The organism is Deltaproteobacteria bacterium, assembly GCA_019308925.1.
GTDB lineage: Bacteria > Desulfobacterota > B13-G15 > B13-G15 > RBG-16-54-18 > JAFDHG01.
In genome coordinates, this window is sequence record JAFDHG010000028.1 from 1 (window position 1) to 17,524 (window position 17,524).

Sequence of the window (17,524 nt, forward strand, 5' to 3'; positions counted from 1 at the left end):
CCCAGGGACATCTTGATGAACTTCACTGGGGGAATCCTGGGGGAATTGATCCTCATCGTCTTTAATCCTGAGTTGATAAGGAGGAAAGAGGGTGTCCCCTCGACTTGATTTATCGAAAGAGGACAAGGGGAATTTAATCACCCTGCTTGCCCTCGGCCTTGTCCTGAGGCTCTATGCCTTCTCCCAGATCTATCTGATCGCTAAAGATGGGGCCTTCCAGTACATACCTGTGGCCAAGCTCTTTTATGAAGGTGAGTATCTTCAAGCCCTGCTCCAGCCCCAGCTTCCACTGTATCCTTTTTTGCTCTCTCTTTTTTCCCATATAACAGGTGACTTCGAGCTGGCGGGCCAGCTCATCTCCATTATTTTTAGCATCCTGGCTGTATTCCCCCTTTATTTCATAGGAAAGTCCCTATTCGGCCCAAAGCCTGCCTTCTGGACAACACTACTCTATCTAATCAATCCCCTGATGCTGTGGAGTTCGGTGGATGTATTGAAGGAGGGGGCGTTTATCTTTTTCTTTTTCTCCTCAGTATACTGCTCCTTGGAATTTTTGAGGGAAGGGAGAAGGGCATGGCTGATCTGGACAGTGGTCTTTGCCGTAGCAGGTGCCCTGACCCGCATGATCACCCTGGAGGTGTTGTTGGTATTGGGGCTTTGGCTGGTATATGTTGGCTTACGGGAAAGGTTGAGGGAGAAGAAGTTAGCATATCGTTATCTTTTTGTGGTCATTTTGTTCTTTGGGGTCATTATGGCCTTTGTCATCCCTGGGATCTGGGGTTGGGAATTTTGGATTGTAAAAAAGCCCTATGCCGCCGCAGAGGGGATTCTTCAGCGATGGTTCGTATATCAGTTGCCAAGCCTGTCCCATATTGGAGAGAGATCCCTCTATATCATAGGCAGGTTCATAGAAAAGGCCTATCCCTTGCCCTTTCTCCTCGCCCTAGTCGGTCTCGGGTGGAGGGTGAAGGCCAAGGAGTTCGGCACTGAGGAGAGGTACATTGCCTTGTTGATGGTGGCGCTTATTATCATCTTTTTTCCCCTTTTATATGCGTCGGGGAGATATCTCCTGCCTGCTATCTTTCTCTTTTATCTCTGGGCAGGGTTTGGTTTTGTGAAGATGAGGGAGTTTATCGATAATAGGTTCACGAGATATCCCAAGCTCAATGCCGTCATTTTTGTTATGCTCATCCTGCTGACGATCGTGCCCATCTCCCTTCAGCCCCAAAGATTAGATAAGATCGGGCGCAAGGAGGTTGGACTTTGGTTGCGAGAGCAATCCCTGTCGCCGCCCCTGATCCTGACCAATATCCCCCGGGTGGCCTACTATGCAGGGGGGAGGTATTTGTCTATTCCTCCAAAGGCCACCCCAGAGAAGATAGTCAACAGGGGGAAGAGGGCAGGAATTGATTACTTGGTAATAGAGGAGAAACGGAGTAGCATCTCAAAGTCTTTAACCCCTTTCGAGAAGGAAGGGGAGCTGGAACTCATCCTCCGTCATCCCTATGGAAGGAAGGGAAGGATCATCTACGTCTATAGACTAAGAGGAAATGAGTAGCCCATCAATAGAATCCTGATGGGTTCATAGCTACTGCTTAGAATCTGTGACAATCATATCCGGGAAGCCCTCATTGTGCAAGGGGAGTATATTGTATCGTAGCGAAATAATTTTCTGCCGTAATATTCAAATTTTTTGGGGGAATTTCTGAGCTTGTAAGGGTCATAAGATGACTTCTTTTCTTCTCAGCTGGAAAGAGCTGATCTTTTTCATCGTTGTCTTTACCATCTTTTTTACCCCCTGGAGCACAGGCCGCAGAAGGTATCTCCTGCTGGGACTCTTTATCTATCTTTTGGACCAGCCCTTGATCGCCAACTTCCACCCCGGGCATATGGGGTGGTGGCTAAGGGAACCAGTAGCCTGGATCACCTCGGCCACCTGGTTGGGTGCCGTAGCGTTATCTTTAGGTTCGCTTAAAGGTAGAAAAGGTCAAAGGGATTGGGAGGCCCTCTCAGAAACCCATCTTTATCCTCACCTCATCGTCATTTCCCTTATCCTCTTGGCCATTTTCTTGTTCAATCTCCCCGCAATTTCCCCTCAATTTAAGGTTTATCCTGATTATTCCTTCGCTATTTTGCTCATAAATGTCCCCTTGCAGTACCTCATTGGGTTCTATTTGTTGGGATTCTATGGAGGGGCCATCAAATCCCCCCTCCCCCTTGCTTTAGCAGGGGTGCTACTCTGTGTTCTTTTAACTAGCCTTTTTCACCTTCAAGGGACGATCTCTGAATATAGAGCGCTTCTCAATACCCCGCCAACCCAGGAGGGGGCTACGGAGCTGATAAAGAGATGGGAGGCAATGTTGGAAAGGAATAAGGTGTCTTCCATAGTTTCTATAAAGTTGGCCGCCTATGAGCGGATAGGTAACCTGAAGCTCTGGGTTGGCGATCTAGAAGGAGCACGGATGAATTATAAGAAGGTCTTGAGAGAGGACCCCGATTGTTTTATGGCCCATGTCGGTCTTGCGAGACTCCTAACTGAAGAGGGGAGAACAGGGAAGGCGAGAGAGGCCTTTCAAAGGGTGATAGAGCGCAACCCCTACCTTTCATGGGAAGAGCTGGCGAAATTGGTCCCTCCTTTAAAATTTAAGGAGATTTTCATATTGGCAGATGTCTTGGAGGCACAAGGGAGGCAAAAGGAGGCCTTTTGTGCCTATAGGCAGGCCCTGCAGATACAACCTCAAGACCCCAGGGTGAACTTCCGGTTGGGCAGGATATATTTTACCCAAGGGAATTATAAAAAGGCAATCGTGGCCTTCCAAAAGACACTCGTCAAGAACCCCCGACACCTTCACGCACTCTCTTATCTCATCGATATATATGAAGAGGAAGGGATGGGGGATTTGGCCCAGCAATATCGAGATATCGTTATGAGGGAGGTGGTTACCCATCGCATCCTACCTTCAGAATGGCAGGGCAGGGCAGGAGGAAGCCTTTATTGGAAGGGGGGATGCTATACCCGGATACAGTTGTATCGGGGTAGGATCCTCTTTAAGATCTACGTTCGGGGTACCCCAGCCCAAGGGGTATGGCCACACATGGTGGTCAAATTGAACCAAGAGATCATCGGAGAGGCCGATGTGACCACCCGGGAATTTAGACCCTATTCCTTCACCAAGGATGTGAGTACAGGTATCTACAGTCTCTGGATCTATTTTTCCAATGATCTCTGTCTGGTAAAAGAAGTAGATGGGAAAAAGGTTAGAGAGGATAGAAATCTGTTTGTGGGGGCGGCAGAGATAACCTACGTGAGATGAGAAGCGCTCGGGGCCCTAAAAGCCAGGAGAAGAGGTGTGTGTCAGGTCTGGTCTGTTGAAGGACCTTGTCGGGATATTTGAAAGGAAAGTCTTTGCAAAGGGCGGGGTTTGAATGTTGCTGCAGTTGGTTGATTATGAGACGAGCTTTACCACAAACCCTGGGCATTGAAGCAAGGAGGGGTTAAGGCCCTGCTGATGAGTAGCCCACTTCCAGGGCCATTAGGTTGGCCTCCTTCAGGCGAGGGGGGGTGATACCAGAGACCACCTCCTTTATCTCCTCATAGGTGTAAGGAAGCCTAACGGTGGAGATACCGTAGCCGATGAGTACGAGGTTGGCAGCCAAAGGATTCCCGATCTCCGTGGCCAGCCCATCAGCATCTAAGACATAGAAGGCTATCCCTTTTTCCTTTGCCTCCCCTTGGGGAAGCTGGCCAGGGGTGTTGATGATAGCAGCACCCCCTCTCCTCACCATGGGGAGATTCCTCAGCCCCTCCTCCTTCTGAAACCCGAAGAGGACATCGGCCCTCCCCCTTGCAACCAAGGGGCTATGATATGGGCCTATCTTGAGGTGGGAGACCACAGAGCCGCCTCGCTGACTCATCCCATGGGTCTCCGAGCCGAAGACCGACTCTCCCTTGGTATGGGCCAACTCATAGAAGACACGGGTGGCAAACAGGACCCCCTGCCCCCCCACCCCGGTGAAGATCATCTGTAGGCTCATCCTCTGCGCTCCTTAATCGCCCCTTGCGGGCAGGCATAGACGCAGAGGCCACACTGAATGCAGGTCCGCTCATCTACCTCCACCTGGTCATTGCCCATGATAAGGGAAGGACACTCAAAGAGCTTGAGGCAATATCCACAGCTTACACAGCCCTCGACCAAAGGCATGGAGATGGCCCCCCGCGGGCACACCTCGGCACAAAGGCGGCAGAGGGTGCATCTATCAGGGTCGATCCTGTAAACCTCCCCTCTCTCACTATCGCTTCCTCCGGACACGAGATCAGACAGAAATCGCACCTTGTACAACTGCCGCAATGAAAGCACCTCTCTGCTGCCTCCCTCTGTGCCTCGGCCAAAGATATCCCCTTGTGGACCTCCTGAAATCCCTTCACCGCCTCCTCTTTAGAGATCCTGGGCAGGGGGACCCTCTCACCCTTGGGGAACCAGCTTAGGTCGATATCCCCTATGGTGGCCTTCTGAGGATTTCTCACCTTTTGGGGGGATGACAGATCCACCTCGCCTTGGAGGTATCTGTGGATGGCCAGGGCCCCCCTGCGGCCCGATCCCAGGGCATGGGCCACAGTGCGAGGATTAGGGAGGAGGTCACCCCCCAGGAAGATCCCTTCCCTCTCCAGATCATCCAACCCATGGGGCAAAAAAGAGAGGTCAGGGTCCTCCCCTATGGCCACTACCACCCCATCCAGCCCTACTGTAAAAGGTGGGGCATCAAGAGGGTGCACCTCCCTTCGGCCATCATCTCCCAGATCTCCTAGGCGCATCCTCGCCAATTTCAATCCCACGATTCGCCCATTTTCCCCCAGGACCCTCACTGGGGAGACCAGATACTCTATCTCCACCCCTTCTGCCAGGGCCTCTTCTACTTCCAGGGAATAGGCCGGCATCTCCTCCCTTGTCCTTCGGTAGAAGATCACTGGCTGACACCCCAGCCTGAGGAGGGAGCGGGCCACGTCTATCGCTGTATTTCCCCCGCCGATGACCCCTATCTTTCCCTTTATCTCGAGTTTTTCTCCTATATTGACGGTCTGTAAGATATCAAGCCCCTGATATACCCCCTTTAGATCCTCACCCGGTATCCCCAACCTCCTACCCTGATGGGCCCCGGTGGCCAGGAATATGGCATTAAACCCCCTCCTTAATTCTTCAAAGGGAAGATCAACCCCCACCTTCACCCCTGTGCTTATCTTGACACCCAGGGATTTGATCCGCCCTATCTCCCTGCTCAAGACCTGCTTAGGGAGGCGGTAGGGGGGAATACCATATCTCAACACCCCGCCGAGCTCGGACTGCGCCTCGAAAAGCTGGACCTCATAGCCCAAAAGGGCCAGGTGGTAGGCGCATGTCAACCCCGCTGATCCTCCTCCGACTACTGCTATCCGGAGGTCATTCCCTTCTTGCCTCTTTTCCAGGGCTATCCTGGCCCCTTCATCCCCGATAACCCTCTCTAACGCGGCGATGGCCGCCTCCGTCGCCTTGGCCGAGGCATTGGCGATGACGATATCGTTTGCACCTACCATGTCGGTGGCGTAAAACCTTCGGGCCTCTTGGACCCCTTCATGATAGGCCTTTATTGGATCTCCGGCAAAGATGGCCGCCGTCTCCCCACGGCCGTTGATGAGACAGTCTATCTTCAGATCAAGCCCCGCCTTGAGGGATGCCTCCTCAATCTGCTCCCAGGCCCACCTCTGCCCTCCAGCCGGTCCCCGCAGCACCCGCTCATGATGGGCGACGATACTCTCCATGCTGGCGACCCCGGGCATGACGATCTTGCCCCCTCCGCTGAAGCCGGCAAAGGTATGGGGCAGGATGGCCCCAATCCCTATCTTCAGGTCACAGGAGGCCACCTCCTGATTGACCTCGATAGGGACACCGCCTGATGTCTCTCCTATTTCTATACAGTTCTCATAGGGGTTGTGGTTAAAGACCGGGAACCCCGCGAGGATCTCCTCCCCTAACTTACTCCTAAGATCGCATAGTTATGGGGGGCGTGGGCCCCTAAGGCCACCACGAACCTAATACCCTCCTCTTTGATACCGGCATTGAGCAGTTCCTCTATGAGTTGTAAGGCGATCTCCTCCACCCTGGTAGGCCGGGAAAGGTCATCGAATATGATGGCTACCTCCTTTCTCCCCTTGATAAGCTCCTTTAGGGGGGGAGTGCCCAGGGGATTGCGCAGGGCAGCGATCATTTTGGAGGGAGGGATCTTGGGGGCTGACCACCCCTTCATAGGGTAGATGGTGACCTGCCAATCTTGGGGAAGATAGATTTCTATCTTCTCCTCTGCCCATGTCCACCCCGGTAATTTGAGAGCGGCGAATCTCATAAAGACCTTCGCTTAGAATTGAAAATTTCAGGTTTTTTCTAAAGAAAGTTGCTAAAAAGGGCCAAGGATTCAAAGTGAAGGGTTCTAGGATTCCCTGTCTGCCGTGTCCGGCACGGCACAGGCAGGAAGGATTCTAGGGCTTGCGGCGAGCTCAGCCGAGCGGTTCTAGTGTATTTCACTCGACCACTGGACCCCTTGGCCCCTAGGACCCTGTATCTGTTGACTCCTTGAATCCTTTCAATTCCAACAACTGAAGGGGAGAAGATCTAAATTTTATTATAATACTAACCTCCCCCCCTGGACAAGGGAAAAGATGTAATACCTCAGTCTTGGTGGGATGGGCTTCAAAGGGCCTCTTGTCCCCTGATAACTGAGGCATTACGAAAAGATGAACTTTCGACTTGACAAAAATTAAATATAGTTGTAAACAAAAAGGGACAGAAGGTAGGCTTTATCTTGTTTTAATCAATAAGATTAAGCGGTTATCCTTTTCGAAGATGAGAGGTGGCAGATGAAGAAGGGCTTGATAGTCTTCCTGGGGTTGATGATTCTCCTCTTTGGTCTTGGCCGTGCAGGAGAGGCCCCCACTGCCCAGAAGGCCTTGGATAAGGAGATGGACTACATAGTGAAAAAGGGGGATACCCTGTGGGATATATCTCAGAGGTTCTACGGTGATCCCTTTCTGTGGCCTAGGCTCTGGCAGCAAAACCAATATATCACCAACCCACACTGGATCTATCCAGGGGACCGTATCCGTCTCTACCCCTATAAGGTATTGATAGAAGAGGGAAAACCGCCCAAGGTGGAAGTGGCGAAGCCTGTCCTTCCCCCCAAGGTGGAGGAGGTTCCTGCTGCCCTTCCTCCACCTCCTGTCAGGATTAAGCTCTTCTCCTATCCAGAGGTCTATTCCGCCGGTTTCATAACGGAGGAGATGGAGGGGATCGGCAGTATCGTCGGTGCCAGAGAGGACATAGTGATGTTGAGCGAGGGGGATGAGGTCCATCTCACCTTTCAGAAGGGAATGTTGGTAAAAAAGGGCGATAAGTTCACCATCTTCAGGGTGGGGGACCTGATAAGACACCCCATCACCCACAAGGTGATAGGAAGAAAGGTCATGATCTTGGGGATAGTTAAAGTCACTGAACCTGAGGGTGAGACTAAGATGGGTCTGATAACCCTCTCTTTTGATCCCATCCTCAGGGGTGATGAACTCCTGCCCTATTTACCTCCCCGAGAGGAGCTTGCTATAAACAAGTTGGAAAGGCCTCTTTATGGATGGATTGCGGCGTCGAAAAGGAAAAAGGATGACTTGGGTGAAGGTAATATAGTCTATATCGACCGTGGGGAGGGGGATGAGATCAAGCCAGGGCACCTCTTTCAAGTGTTTCGTCGAGGGCAGTGGGCAATAGACCCTATCTCCAAGAAAAAGGTCAAGCTTCCCGACGATATCATCGGGAGGTTAATCGTCATCACGACGCAAAAGAAGACCTCCACCGCCCTCATTACGAAGAGCCGACTCCCCATCCATGTGGGAGACGAGGTCATAGGCGTCACCGATTGATATCCCTATGTGATCTTTGTGGAAGACTCCTTACCTCGTCATTGCCCCTTGACTATTAGCCCTCAGGTAATTATCCTTGTAAGCCAGCCTCACTCCAGGGGGCTTCGCCCTCTGAAACTCCATATAAGACAGGGTTCGAGGATTCTAGGGTTCAAGGGGTTTGTCTTTAAACTAGAACCCCGGGGCCCTGGAACCCTATGAGATAGACCCTCATGAGGTTTTAGATGGAAGATAAGCTCTATTGGCTTGCCCTGAATATGGTCCCTGGGGTGGGACCCATTGCATATCGAAATTTGGTGGCCAAATTTCAAAATCCACAGGGGGTCTTTGCCGCCTCCGTGCGAGAACTAAGTGCTGTGGAGGGGATAGGGGAAAAGACGATAAAGGCCATTAATGATTTTCCGGTGGAGGAGGTCGCCGCAGAGGAATTGAAGAAGGCGGAAGGGTTGGGGGTATCCATCCTCACCTTCCGAGATCAGGGCTATCCGCGAGACCTCCTCCAGATCTACGATTTCCCTCCCCTCTTATATATGCGGGGGGAATTGGGGGAAGAGGACTCCCTAGCGGTTGCCATCGTGGGCTCCCGCAGAGGTTCCCCATACGGGCGGGCGGTAACCAAGAGGATCAGTAAGGAGCTATCCTCTGCGGGGGTGACGGTGGTGAGCGGGATGGCCAGGGGGATAGATACGTTTGCCCACCTCGGGGCCTTGGAGGCCGGAGGGAGGACCATTGCGGTGCTCGGCTGCGGGGTCGATATCATCTACCCCCCGGAGAATAAGAGGCTATTTTTTGACATCATCGACCATGGCGCAGTCATCTCTGAGTTCCCCCTCTCCACTCCTCCCGAGGGGAAAAACTTCCCCAAGAGGAACAGGATCATCAGTGGTCTCTCCTTGGGGGTAGTGATTGTGGAGGCCACGGCGGATAGTGGCTCCCTTATCACTGCCTCCCACGCCTTGGAACAGGGTCGAGAGGTCTTTGCCGTTCCTGGGAACGTGGGGATGACCACAAGCCAGGGGACAAATAGGTTGATCAAACAGGGGGCGAAATTGGTGGAGGGGGCAGGTGACATATTGACGGAGATCTTCCCCCAATACAGGGGCAAGGCCCGGCATGAAGAGCTCCCTGTCCTCAATGATGAGGAACAAGTTATACTGCAACTTCTCTCCCATACCCCTTTGCACATCGATGAGATCAGCAGGCAGGGCCAGATGGAGGTCCAACGGGTATCCACCATCCTATTGGAATTGGAGCTTAAGGGATTGATCAGTCAGTTGGGGGGAAAGATGTTTGTGCGCAACTGAAGGAGGGATTCATGGGGAAGTCTCTGGTCATCGTAGAGTCACCTGCCAAGGCGAGGACCATCAACAAATTTTTGGGGAAGGACTTTGTGGTGAAGGCCTCAATAGGACACATCAAGGACCTCCCAGAGAACAAGCTGGGGGTGGATATAGAGAATAGATTTAGGCCCCAATATGTGGTGATCAAAGGAAAGAAGAAGATCATTGAGGAGCTGAAAAGGGCTAGCCGGGATATCAAGGAGATATACCTCGCCCCTGACCCCGACCGGGAGGGGGAGGCCATCGCCTGGCATATCGCCGAGGAGTTAGGAAATGGGGGAAAGAGGATATATCGGGCCCTCATCCATGAGATCACCCCACAGGCCGTCATCAAGGCCATCAAAAACCCCCGAGAGCTCCAGGAGAGTCTCTATCAAGCCCAGCAGGCCCGCAGGATCTTAGATAGATTAGTTGGGTATAAGATCAGCCCCCTCTTGTGGCAAAAGGTGAAAAGGGGGTTGAGCGCCGGTCGCGTCCAATCAGTGGCCCTAAGGCTTATATGTGACCGAGAGAGGGAGGTCAGGGACTTCGTCCCCCAAGAATACTGGACCATCACGGCGCTACTCCAACACCCGCAAACCCCCCCTCCCTTTGAGGCCAAGCTGACGCAACTTAAGGGGGAAAAGGTAAAGATCAGCAACGAAAAAGAGGCCAATGGGATCATAGATGGTCTGGGGGGGAAGAGGTTTGTGGTCGAGGATGTGGTGAAGAAGGAGAAGAAGCGCTATCCATCTCCCCCCTTCATCACCAGCACCCTGCAGCAAGAGGCCTCCCGAAAACTGCGCTTCTCGGCCAAAAGGACCATGCTCATTGCTCAACAGCTCTATGAGGGGGTCGATCTCGGGGAGTGGGGAAGGGTGGGGCTTATCACCTATATGCGTACCGATTCCGTCCGTCTATCCCAAGACGCTGTTAGGGGGGTCAGGGAGTTGATCCGACAGAGGTTCGGTGAAGATTATCTGCCTGCCAAGCCTAATCACTACAAAAGTCGCCCTGGGGCCCAGGAGGCCCATGAGGCCGTCCGTCCGACCTCCCTGGACTTGCCCCCAGAAAAGGTAAAGGGGTATCTGACCCCTGGCCAGTGGTCCTTATATAAGTTGATTTGGGAGAGATTCATCGCCTGTCAGATGCATCCCGCCCTCTTTGACCAAACGACCATCAAGATCAGGGCCGATGACCACCTCTTTTTGGCGACGGGAAGCGTGATGAAGTTTTCCGGATTCAGGGCCGTATATGTAGAGGGTAAGGATTACCAGGAAGGCGAGGAAGAAGGGGGGATTTTGCCACCTCTAAATTCCGGGCAGGAATTGGAACTCCTCGCTCTCACCCCTAAGCAGCACTTCACCCAACCACCCCCCCGCTTCACCGAGAGTACCTTGGTCAGGGAGCTGGAGGAGAAGGGGATAGGGAGGCCTTCTACTTATGCCACTATCCTTTCCACCGTTCAGGAGAAGAGGTATGTAAAGCTCATCGAGCGTAAATTCCATCCCACTGAGCTGGGATCTTTGGTGACGGATCTCCTCAGCGAGAACTTCCCCACCATTATGGATGTTGGTTTCACTGCACAGTTGGAGGAGAATTTGGACAAGATCGAGGAGCAGAAGGTCACCTGGATAAAGGTCCTAGAGGAGTTTTATACCTCCTTTGAGGAAAACCTCAGGAGGGCCGGAGAGAGAATGAGGGACGTCAAGCGTGAGAGGACACCGACGGAGATCATCTGCGACCAGTGCGGCAGCAAGATGGAGATCAGGTGGGGGAAATATGGCGAATTCCTATCCTGTTCTGCCTACCCGGAATGTAAAAACGCCAAGATGTTCACCAGGGATGGAGAGGGAAAGATCATGGTCAAAGAGGCCCAGAGCGCAGATGAAAGATGCCCGTTGTGCGGCAGCCCGATGCTGATCAAAGAGGGCAAGTATGGGAGATTCCTGGCATGTTCCAAATATCCTGATTGTAAAGGTACCAAACCCCTTAGCACAGGGGTAAGATGTCCACAACAGGGATGTGGAGGGGAGTTGGTCCAGAGGAGGACGAAGAAAGGGAAGATCTTTTACAGTTGCAGCAATTACCCTCAATGTCGTTTTGCCCTTTGGGAGAGGCCGATCCCTCGCCCATGTCCCCGATGCGGCGCCCCCTTTCTGGTGGAGAGGAGGTCAAAAGAAGGTACTAAAATAGTCTGTAAAGAGAGGGAATGTAATTACCAAGAAGAAAAGGATTAATATGGCGGGCGATGGGGGATTCGAACCCCCGGCCTCTGGCTCCGGAGGCCAACGCTCTATCCAACTGAGCTAATCGCCCCTTCTATCTATCCTGATCAAGCCGGTATAATAACAACAAGATAAGCTCTTGAAATCGTTGTCGAATATCCTTAACCTTCCATCTTGGAATTCCACTTTTACAAAACATAACCCCCCGGGAAGATTGGGATTCCACTCCTCCACCACCTCCCCTATACCCCACTGGGAATATCTCCTATGATAGACAGAATCTCCCGCCTGCAGATATGTGTGGCGCCCCTTCATTATCTCTATATTTAGCGCAAAAGGCCCCTATTGACAAGGGGTAAACCCTCACGTTTGGGTTTATTGTCCCATTCAGGGAGAAAACCCTCGTCTTTAGGCGAAGATTTTGGTTCGATCTTTGTCCCAAAAGGGTTCAATCCCGCGTTTCGCGGGAAAGGGGTCAGGGATACTGCAAACATGTTTGAATGCTTTTCACTCGAACCCTTGAATCCTTGCATCCTTGACCCCCCAAACTGTCCCGCCTGTGGCGGGATAGTTTACTTAGTGTATCTCACCCCAGTTCCTCCCCCTCGCCACAGATACCTTGAGAGGAACGGCCAGCTCCATCACCCCCTCCATCTCCTTCTTTACCATCTTCTCTACCTCTCCTACCTCATCATCCGGGGCCTCCAAGACCAACTCGTCATGGACTTGAATGATCATCTTGGCCTTAAACCCTCCCTCCTTTATGGACTTGTAGATCCTGATCATGGCCATCTTGATCAGATCCGCTGCAGTCCCTTGGATAGGGGTATTTATGGCTGTCCTCTCTGCAAATTGTCGTGCAGAACGATTAGAGCTGTTGATCTCGGGGAGGTATCTGCGCCGATGATAGAGGGTAGTCACATATCCCTTTTCCCTAGCCTCCTGCAGGGTCCCCTCTATATAGGCCTTTACTCCATGATACCTTCGGAAATATTCCTCGATGTACTCGGCAGCAACTTTAGGCTCTACGCCCAGCTCCTTGGCCAAACCATGAGGGCTCATCCCGTAGACGATCCCAAAATTGATCACCTTGGCCTCCCGGCGCATCTGAGGGGTTACCTCGTCAGGGGGGAGGCTGAACATCTCCGAAGCCGTCCTGGCGTGGATGTCCTCTCCCCTTTGAAAGGCCTCGATGAGGGTGGCATCTTTTGACAGATGGGCGAGGATCCTCAGCTCGATCTGGGAATAGTCTGCGGAGATCATCCACCACCTATCTTCAGGCACAAAGGCCTCCCGTATCCTTCGGCCTTCCTCTGTGCGGATGGGGATATTTTGCAGGTTGGGGTCGCTGCTAGAAAGCCTTCCGGTGGCTGTTACCGTTTGATTATAAGATGTATGCACCCTCCCTGTGGAGGGATCTATCAGTTTGGGTAGGGCATCGGCATAGGTCGATCTCAGTTTTGCCAGACTGCGATATTCCAAGACCGCCCTGGGTAGTTCATGCTCCTTGGCCAATTCCTGGAGGACCTCTACATCGGTGGAATAACCGGTTTTGGTCTTTTTGATTATTGGCAGACGGAGCTTCTCAAAGAGAATCTTCCCCAACTGCTGGGTGGAGTTAATATTGAACTCCTCACCCACCAGATCGAAGACCTTTTCCTTCAACCCCCAGAGCCTCGCCTCCAACTCCTTGGAGAGCTCCAGGAGGAGGTCGGGCTTGATCCTAACACCCCAGAGCTCCATTTCGGCAAGGACTTCCACCAAAGGGAGCTCTATCTGAAAAAAGAGCTCTTTGAGACCCTCCTCCTCCAATTTCTTTAGGAGCATCTCGGCCAAGAGGAAAGTGACATCGGCATCTTCACAGGAATATTCCTTGGCCTGCTGGAGAGCTACCTTCTGAAACCCCTGTCCCTTCTTCGTCACCTCCTTATAGGTGATCATCTGGTGCTCCAGATACTCTTGGGCAATGCTCTCCAGACTATGACTACGCTTGGTAGGGTTGAGGAGGTAGGAGGCGATCATGGTGTCGCATTTGATCCCCGCTAGCCTCACCCCATGGCGCCTGAGGACAAGGTAGTCATATTTTATGTTTTGACCATACTTCCCCTGCTGGGTGTCTTCAAGGAGGGGCCTTAATCTCTCCAAGACCAGTGGTTGAGTAAGCTGTGGGGGTGCCCCTGGATAATCATGACCAACAGGGACATAATAGGCCTCATGGGGTCTGGCAGAAAAGGAGAACCCAACAATCATGGCGTTTATGGGGTCGCGGGAGGTGGTCTCTAGGTCCACGGAAAAGGTCTCTCCCTCCTTTAAACAGGCCAGCAGCTCCTTCAGCCCCTCCTCATCCGTTATGAGGTGATAGTCCTCATAAGAAATGCTCTTTTGCGGTAAGAGCTCTTGGAGGAATTTATAGAATTCAAGTTCCTTGAAGATGGCCCTCAGGCTCTCCTCATCCGGTGGGGAAAGAAGGAAGTCGTTCCAGCGAACCTCTATGGGGACATAGATGTCAATGGTGGCCAGCTCCCTGCTCAGCAGCGCCTGGTCCTCATACGTCCTCAAACTCTCTTTGATCTTTTTCTTGATCTCCTTTTCATCCATATCTCTTGATTTTTGCAATAACGGATCTAGGCCTCCAAACCTCTTTATCAAATCCGCAGCTGTCTTCTCGCCTATTCCCGGGATGCCGGGGATGTTGTCGATGCTATCCCCGGCCAGCCCCATGATGTCTGGTAGGCGCTCAGGTTCAACCCCAAACCGTTCCTTCACCTCTTGAAGGCCCATGTGGGCATCTTTCATGGTGTCAAGGGTGGTGATCTTTTCACTCACCAGTTGAAGAAAATCCTTGTCCCCGCTGATGATGACCACCTCTAAGCCCTCTCTCTCCGCCCCTTTTGCGATGGTTCCGATCAGGTCATCTGCCTCATAGCCCTCCTTTTCCAAGATGGGTATCCGGAAGGCCTCCACGATATTCTTGATGTAAGGAATCTGGGGAGCGAGGTCATCGGGCATGTCAGGTCTATTGGCCTTATAATCGGAGTAGAGCTTATTGCGGAAGGTGGGGCCTTTGGCATCAAAGACCACAGCCACCCCATCGGGCTTATGATCCCTCAGCACCTTCAACAACATAGAGGTAAAGCCAAATATGGCATTGGTGGGAATGCCTTTGGAGGTGGACAACCCCCTGATGGCGTAAAAGGCGCGGTAGATATAAGAGCTGCCGTCGATCAAAAATAATCTTTTCAGGGGAAGCATGTTAACCTGCTAACAAAAGATTCAAGACTGTACAACAGCCTTAATACCTTTTTTAAGTGAGGTCTGCTTATCCCTACCAAATAAGAATACCGAATTGGGACAACAAACAATTTTCCACAAACTACTAATACCTCAAAATCCTACATTCCTCAAGAGTATACCTGAACCGTTGGTTTTTAGGCGGCAATTTCAGACAACTACTAGTATTTACTCCACGCTTTTGTCGGTCATAGCCGGAGTGTAGCGTTGGTAGTTGTCCCGGCCCTTTTGCTTGGCGCGGTACATGGCGATGTCGGCATTCTTCATCAAGGTATCAGTATATTCACCGTCCTCGGGATAGATGGCAATCCCAATGCTTGTGGTGATATGGAGTTTGTGGTCATCAAGCACAAAGGGCTCTCGAAAGGCTTCTAGGATCTTTTGGGCAATCTTGGCCACATATTCCATCCGAACTATTTCCGGTAATAACAGCAAAAATTCGTCGCCCCCCATGCGGGCAACAGTATCGCTTTTGCGCAGAAGTCTTGCCAGTCGATCGCCAACAGCTTGCAGCAACTTGTCCCCTGCGCTGTGTCCCAACGTATCATTGACTTCCTTGAATCGATCCAGATCGAGCAACATCATTGCCAGTTTTTGCTGTTTGCGTTGCGCGTGAGCCAGTGCCAGGGTGAGACGGTCATTGAACAGCATCCGGTTGGGCAGGCCGGTCAGGGGATCATGCGTGGCCATATAGGCGAGTTGTTGCTCCGCCCGCTTGCGTTCGGTGACATCGGACAACGTAACTATGACCCTGCCGTCTTCTAATAAGGTTGGTTTGAACTCTATCTCCTTAACCTCCCTATCTTTGCAAACGACACTAAATACTCTATCAACCTCCATTTGGGCAAAATCCCGCTTCCAGGTACCGATGACCTTCTTCCTGTATTTCGGGTCTGGATAGGCCTTATAAAACCAATCCTTTTCGGTGGGGACGTCCTGGAGGGTATAGCCGGTAATGCGGGTGAATTCAGGATTGATATAGAGATATTCCCCATCCTTGTCGATCAAGACTACACCATAGGGGGCCTTCTGAAGCATGGAGAAAAAGGTCTCCTTCTCCTTTTGCAATAACTCCTTCGCACTTTTGCGCTCGGTGATGTCGCGGGAAACTTCTACCACTATCTTTGGTCGGCCATCCTCGTACCGCGCAGCCACGCTGGCCGTACACCAGAAGTCCATTTCTCTTCCATTGGCGGTGATAACTTTAGTTTCATGTTCATGAATTTTGCCGTCTTTGAAGCATTTCTCCACTATGCACGGCTCGCAAACTTTATCACATCTGTGGTAAGTGGTATAACACTTCTTTCCAACTATGTTTGCCCCGAACAAACTCTTTGCGACATCGTTAGCCCACAAAATATTGTGTTGCTCGTCTATCATGCTCATGTGATCCGTTACAGAACTGACAATTCCTACGAGTTTCTCCTCGCTTTCCCGCAGCGCCTCCTCTGCCTGCTTGCGCTCGGTTTCTAATGCTTTCAGCTCATTAATACGTTGGCGCATTTTTTTCAATTCATTTATAAGTTGATCTTTTGTCTTATCTTTGTCTTTCATACCTTGTCTTCCTCATTACCCACCTCAACCAAGTTTATGAAATACCTAGCAGGGGTTCGTAGGGACAAAAGGGCTCTTCTTCTAGGTAGTCACCGGTGAAGGCAAAGGCCCTGGCCCTGCACCCACCGCACACCACCCGATATTCGCACCTACCGCATTTCCCCTTTAAGTTGTTTAATTTCCTTAATTTATTGAATACCTCTGCCTCCTCCCAAATCTCCTTAAAGGGCTTTTCTCTGATGTTTCCGCCGGTGATCTCCAGATAACCGCATGGCTGAGCATCACCTCTGTGAGAGAGAAAACAGAAGGAAATCCCGCCCAAGCACCCCCGGGTAAAGGCATCCAGTCCTTCCATTTCTCCTCTACGGGCCTTGGCACCCCCGTGCTGATGGACGATGCGATAATACTGGGGGGCACAGGTGGCCTTAAACTGTATTGGCACTTTGTCCCCCTGTTCGTAGAACCACCCCAAGGTCCGCTCATAGTCCTCTGGGGTGATCTCTTCTCCGGCCAAGTCCTTCCCCCTCCCTGTGGGGACTAAGAGAAATATATGATGGGCCACAGCCCCCAACCGTATGGTCAACTTGAGGATATCCTCTATCTCTGCCAGATTTCTTTTGGTCACAGTTGTGTTGATCTGAAAATCCAACCCCGCCTCCTTGAGGTATCTTATCCCTTCCATGGCCCCTGCAAAGGCTCCGACTACCCCGCGAAATCGATCATGACTCTCAGCCAAAGCGCCATCCAGGCTTACGCTTACCCTCTGGATGCCAGCTCGTTTGGCCGCAGTCGCCTTTTCGGCATCCAAGAGGGTCCCGTTAACAGCCATTACCGCCCGCAGCCCCTTACGCCTACTATAGGCGGCGACCTCAAAGATGTCCTCCCGCAACAGCGGCTCCCCACCAGTGAGGATCAATACCGGTTTGCTAAAGGCGGCGACCTCATCTATGAACCGGAAACACTCCTCCGTTGTGAGCTCGTCTTCGTACGGCCCCCTCTCAGCAGCTGCCCGGCAGTGGAGACAACTGAGGTTGCAACTTCTGGTCACTTCCCAGGCGATCATCCTCAAATCTGCCCTTAAAACACCCCTATTCCCTGACATCATCGCCTGCACACCTTGACTTTTTAATATCAAAATTTGTGCCTACAAACAATAAACACCTTATTGTAGCACAACTAAGCAAAATCAAAAGGGC

General features: G+C 51.8%; 12 protein-coding genes, 1 tRNA gene and 1 pseudogene. 5 read left to right on the top strand and 9 right to left on the bottom strand.

Features of this window, described 5'->3' with window-relative positions; genetic code table 11:
* The first annotated feature begins 91 nt into the window (after positions 1-91).
* Positions 92-1,558, top strand: a complete 1,467-nt coding sequence (locus JRI46_05855; GenBank protein MBW2039108.1) for a glycosyltransferase family 39 protein — start codon at positions 92-94, stop codon at positions 1,556-1,558.
* A gap of 169 nt (positions 1,559-1,727) precedes the next feature.
* On the top strand, positions 1,728-3,314 hold the full coding sequence (locus JRI46_05860; protein MBW2039109.1) for a tetratricopeptide repeat protein: 1,587 nt from the start codon (positions 1,728-1,730) through the stop codon (positions 3,312-3,314).
* 181 nt (positions 3,315-3,495) lie between these two features.
* Here JRI46_05860 and JRI46_05865 read toward each other — a convergent pair whose 3' ends face one another.
* The 4 genes and pseudogenes from JRI46_05865 to JRI46_05880 all read right to left on the bottom strand — a co-directional run bounded on the left by JRI46_05865 (position 3,496) and on the right by JRI46_05880 (position 6,375).
* Positions 3,496-4,035: an indolepyruvate oxidoreductase subunit beta gene (locus JRI46_05865; protein ID MBW2039110.1), complete on the bottom strand. Its 540-nt coding sequence runs from the start codon at positions 4,033-4,035 to the stop codon at positions 3,496-3,498.
* On the bottom strand, positions 4,032-4,310 hold the full coding sequence (locus tag JRI46_05870) for a 4Fe-4S binding protein (protein MBW2039111.1): 279 nt from the start codon (positions 4,308-4,310) through the stop codon (positions 4,032-4,034). The genes JRI46_05865 and JRI46_05870 overlap by 4 nt, the downstream gene beginning before the upstream one ends.
* 1,445 nt (positions 4,311-5,755) lie before the next feature.
* Positions 5,756-5,995, bottom strand: a pseudogene (locus tag JRI46_05875) (DUF2088 domain-containing protein).
* Positions 5,996-6,003: 8 nt separating this feature from the next.
* A complete protein-coding gene (locus JRI46_05880; GenBank protein ID MBW2039112.1) occupies positions 6,004-6,375 on the bottom strand; it encodes a DUF2088 domain-containing protein in 372 nt (123 codons plus the stop codon).
* A gap of 511 nt (positions 6,376-6,886) precedes the next feature.
* Here JRI46_05880 and JRI46_05885 point away from each other — a divergent pair.
* From JRI46_05885 to topA, 3 genes are all read left to right on the top strand, one after another.
* Complete coding sequence (locus JRI46_05885; protein ID MBW2039113.1) at positions 6,887-7,936, top strand: LysM peptidoglycan-binding domain-containing protein; 1,050 nt, start codon at positions 6,887-6,889, stop codon at positions 7,934-7,936.
* A 224-nt stretch (positions 7,937-8,160) separates the two neighbouring features.
* A complete protein-coding gene (gene dprA, locus JRI46_05890; protein MBW2039114.1) occupies positions 8,161-9,240 on the top strand; it encodes a DNA-protecting protein DprA in 1,080 nt (359 codons plus the stop codon).
* Between the two features lie 11 nt (positions 9,241-9,251).
* Positions 9,252-11,495, top strand: a complete 2,244-nt coding sequence (topA, locus tag JRI46_05895) for a type I DNA topoisomerase (GenBank protein MBW2039115.1) — start codon at positions 9,252-9,254, stop codon at positions 11,493-11,495.
* Positions 11,496-11,497: 2 nt separating this feature from the next.
* On the opposite strand, the gene JRI46_05900 is transcribed toward topA, so the two are convergent.
* From JRI46_05900 to ahbD, 5 genes are all read right to left on the bottom strand, one after another.
* Positions 11,498-11,574: transfer RNA gene (locus JRI46_05900), tRNA-Arg, on the bottom strand.
* Positions 11,565-11,798 (bottom strand): DUF3553 domain-containing protein, encoded by a 234-nt coding sequence (locus tag JRI46_05905; protein ID MBW2039116.1) that lies wholly within the window; start codon positions 11,796-11,798, stop codon positions 11,565-11,567. The genes JRI46_05900 and JRI46_05905 overlap by 10 nt, the downstream gene beginning before the upstream one ends.
* 261 nt (positions 11,799-12,059) lie before the next feature.
* Positions 12,060-14,735, bottom strand: coding sequence for a DNA polymerase I (gene polA, locus JRI46_05910; GenBank protein ID MBW2039117.1), 2,676 nt, complete (start codon positions 14,733-14,735; stop codon positions 12,060-12,062).
* Positions 14,736-14,942: 207 nt separating this feature from the next.
* The gene (locus JRI46_05915) at positions 14,943-16,328 is read right to left on the bottom strand and encodes a sensor domain-containing diguanylate cyclase (protein ID MBW2039118.1); all 1,386 of its coding nucleotides are present in this window, start codon (positions 16,326-16,328) and stop codon (positions 14,943-14,945) included.
* A 34-nt stretch (positions 16,329-16,362) separates the two neighbouring features.
* Positions 16,363-17,433, bottom strand: a complete 1,071-nt coding sequence (gene ahbD / locus JRI46_05920) for a heme b synthase (protein ID MBW2039119.1) — start codon at positions 17,431-17,433, stop codon at positions 16,363-16,365.
* Between the last annotated feature and the right edge of the window lie 91 nt (positions 17,434-17,524).

Bases quoted from the DNA above. Each gene is read 5' to 3' on its own strand.
- JRI46_05860 (MBW2039109.1), top strand. From the start codon at position 1,728: ATGACTTCTTTTCTTCTCAGCTGGAAAGAGCTGATCTTTTTCATCGTT.
- JRI46_05865 (MBW2039110.1), bottom strand. From the start codon at position 4,035: ATGAGCCTACAGATGATCTTCACCGGGGTGGGGGGGCAGGGGGTCCTG.
- JRI46_05880 (MBW2039112.1), bottom strand. From the start codon at position 6,375: ATGAGATTCGCCGCTCTCAAATTACCGGGGTGGACATGGGCAGAGGAG.
- JRI46_05885 (MBW2039113.1), top strand. From the start codon at position 6,887: ATGAAGAAGGGCTTGATAGTCTTCCTGGGGTTGATGATTCTCCTCTTT.
- dprA (MBW2039114.1), top strand. From the start codon at position 8,161: ATGGAAGATAAGCTCTATTGGCTTGCCCTGAATATGGTCCCTGGGGTG.
- topA (MBW2039115.1), top strand. From the start codon at position 9,252: ATGGGGAAGTCTCTGGTCATCGTAGAGTCACCTGCCAAGGCGAGGACC.
- JRI46_05905 (MBW2039116.1), bottom strand. From the start codon at position 11,798: ATGAAGGGGCGCCACACATATCTGCAGGCGGGAGATTCTGTCTATCAT.
- polA (MBW2039117.1), bottom strand. From the start codon at position 14,735: ATGCTTCCCCTGAAAAGATTATTTTTGATCGACGGCAGCTCTTATATC.
- JRI46_05915 (MBW2039118.1), bottom strand. From the start codon at position 16,328: ATGAAAGACAAAGATAAGACAAAAGATCAACTTATAAATGAATTGAAA.
- ahbD (MBW2039119.1), bottom strand. From the start codon at position 17,433: ATGATGTCAGGGAATAGGGGTGTTTTAAGGGCAGATTTGAGGATGATC.